We start from the raw sequence: 2,710 nt of genomic DNA on the forward strand, positions 1-2,710 counted from the left end.
GCGTCGCGGGCAGGTGCAGGCCGGGGGCATCCGCGCTGGTGGTGACGATCGTGCCGCGGCTGGTGTGGGCGGCGGAGCGCCGCCCGGGGGTGGCGGACGCGCCGAGGCCGGTGACGGTGAGGGTGCGCGGGCGGAACAGCGCGCCGGGTGTGGGGGTGTGGTGTGCCCCGGTGGTGGCGGGCTGGTCGCTGCTGTTGGCCGCACCCCGGTGTGGGAGGACGAGCCGGGGGGGTGTGCGCGGTCCGCCGTGCTGGCTGCCGGTGGGCCCGCCACCGGCGGGGTCGGTGCCGGTGAGGTTCGGGTCGTTGGTGCCGGCGGGGCTGGTCCCTTCGGTGCCCGCTGCCGGTGGGCCGTGTTCGGTGCCGGGTGCGGTGGGGTCGGTGCCCACTGCCGGTCTGCTGTCGGCGTCGTCGTGGGTGTGGCCCGCTTCGCTGTGGCCGCCGCCGGGCCCGCTCTGTGCCGGGCTGCTGCCGGGCCCGCCGTCGTCCTGCGGCCCGGTGCCGTCGGGGTCGGCGGGGGGCTGGGAGCTGTCGTCGTCGGGAGGCCCGTCGCCGTCGCGGTCCTGCCCGGGCGGAGCGTGACGGGCGGCGCTGCGTTCGGCTTCCACGGCGTCGTCGAGACCGGCGAGGGCGTCGTCGAGGATCGCGTCGAGGTCAGCGCCGTCGAGATCGGGGGCGTCGAAGGGGCCGCGGCGACGCCGGTGCGGCAACGCCAGCCGCGCGCCGACGCGAAGGTCGGCGGCGCGCACGGTGGTGTGGCCGGACCAGGCGGCGTGCGCCATCGCCGTGCGGGCGAGGACCACGTCGGCGCGCATCCCGTCGACGTCGCAGCGCGCGCAGACCGTCGCGATCGCGTCCAACGCCCGGTCCGACAAGGTGACCGCGGGCAGACGGGCGGTGGCGGCGGCGACACGGTCGGTGAGCTGGCGTTGGACGGGTTCCCAGTGGGCGGCGAACGCCTGCGGGTCGCGGTCGTGGGCCAGACGGCGGCGCACGACCTGCGCGCGGGTCGCGGGTTCCCGGCTGGCGGCGACCCGCACGGTCAATGCGAACCGGTCGAGCAGCTGCGGGCGCAGTTCCCCTTCCTCCGGGTTCATGGTGCCCACGAGCAGGAACCGGGCGGGATGGCGGGCGGAGACACCGTCGCGTTCGACGTGGGCGACGCCGGTGGCGGCGGCGTCGAGGAGAAGATCGACGAGATGGTCGCCGAGCAGGTTGATCTCGTCGACGTAGAGGATCCCGCGGTGGGCGGCGGCGAGCAGGCCGGGGCGCAGGACGCTGACACCGTCGGCGAGGGCCCGGTCGAGGTCGAGGGCGCCGGTGATCCGGTCTTCCGAGGCGCCGACGGGTAGCTCCACCAGGCGCACCGGCCGGCGCGTCCACCCGGCGCCGTCGGGGTGGGGGCCATCAGGGCAGTGCGGGTTCGGCGCGTGCGGCGCGCAGGCGAAGCGGCAGCCGTCGAGGACGTCGACGGGAGCGAGCAGCGCGGCCAGCCCACGGACCGCGGTGGTTTTCGCGGTGCCCTTCTCCCCGCGGACCAGCACCCCGCCGAGGGTGGGATCCACGGCGTTGAGCAGCAGTGCCAGGCGCAGATCGTCCATGCCGACGACGGCGGCGAGCGGGAAGCTCACCATGGTCGGCCGGGGACGCCCACCGAGGTGGGTGTGGGTGTGGGTGTTTCGAGCATGCCGAAGGTCCTCCAGGGTCCTCGCCCGTGGTCATCGCCCGCGACGGCCGGAGTATCCTGGCTCCCGGATCGACGTGCACCCGTCGGCCTTCCAACCGCCGAGGCGGCCGTGACCTGCCGTGCGCGGCCGGGCCTGCGCGGGGATCTCCCGCGGCCTGGTCGGACGGTCCTCGCCGCGTCCCTCCGGTGGCGTGAGAGGCGCCGTAGGGGGCGTTGCGTGAGGGGTGCACTTCCCGGTGACAGTGGCGGGACCGCGCCGGATTCACACCGGCTTCCTCCGCAAGCTGTCGCGTCGGTCAGCATGTCACATCCGTCGAGGTTGCGGGGGCCGCGTCCGATGACCGAGCAGCGTCGCGCCGATGTCGGCGGGCCCACCCGGGTGGTCGAGGAGGCGGGCGGCCCGCAGGCGCAGGCGGTGTGGTTGTCGGCGGTGCGGGGTCGGCTGGCGGCGGATTGCGGGCGCTGCGTGGGCCTGTGCTGTGTGGCACCGGGGTTCACCCGATCGGCGGACTTCCCCCTCAGCAAACCACCCGGGGTCGCCTGTGGGCATCTGAGCGTCACGTTCGGCTGCGCGGTGCACGACGAGCTGCGCCCGCGGGGGTTCCACGGCTGTGTGGTGTTCGACTGCGCTGGCGCCGGCCAGCAGGTCACCCAGGTCACCTTCGCCGGCCGCGACTGGCGCACTCACCCGGCGACAGCGACGGCGATGTTCGACGTGTTCGCGATCATGCGGGCGCTGCACGAGTCGTTGCGCCATCTCACCGAGGCCCGCGCCCTGCTCGAACCCGTCGCCGGCGCTGCCCCGGCCGGTGGCGGCGCGCTGCTCGTCGCGTTGCGCGCGCAGTGGACGGCGACGGTGACGCTCACCGACGCCGACGCGGACACCCTGCTCGCGTTCGACCTGTCCGCCCACCAGCGCGCGGTGCACACCGTCCTCACCCAGGTCAGCGTGCTGCTGCGCGCCCACCGGCCGGCCCCACCCGCCGAGGTCGCCCCCGTGCCTGGCCATGCGGGCGCCAGGGGC

At 75.7% G+C, this 2,710-nt stretch carries 1 protein-coding gene and 1 pseudogene; one reads left to right on the top strand and one right to left on the bottom strand.

Translation table 11 applies throughout. The annotated features are described in order from the left end of the window. Nucleotides 1-1,633 (bottom strand): ATP-binding protein (locus MXD58_RS28335; protein ID WP_250611229.1); only part of this gene is annotated, 1,633 nt, incomplete at its 3' end. A 390-nt stretch (nt 1,634-2,023) separates the two neighbouring features. On the opposite strand from MXD58_RS28335, the pseudogene MXD58_RS28340 reads away from it, so the two are divergent. Further along, a pseudogene (locus MXD58_RS28340) lies at nt 2,024-2,710 on the top strand (hypothetical protein); the annotation flags it as partial.

Source organism: Frankia sp. AgKG'84/4 (assembly GCF_023242965.2).
Lineage (GTDB): Bacteria > Actinomycetota > Actinomycetes > Frankiales > Frankiaceae > Frankia.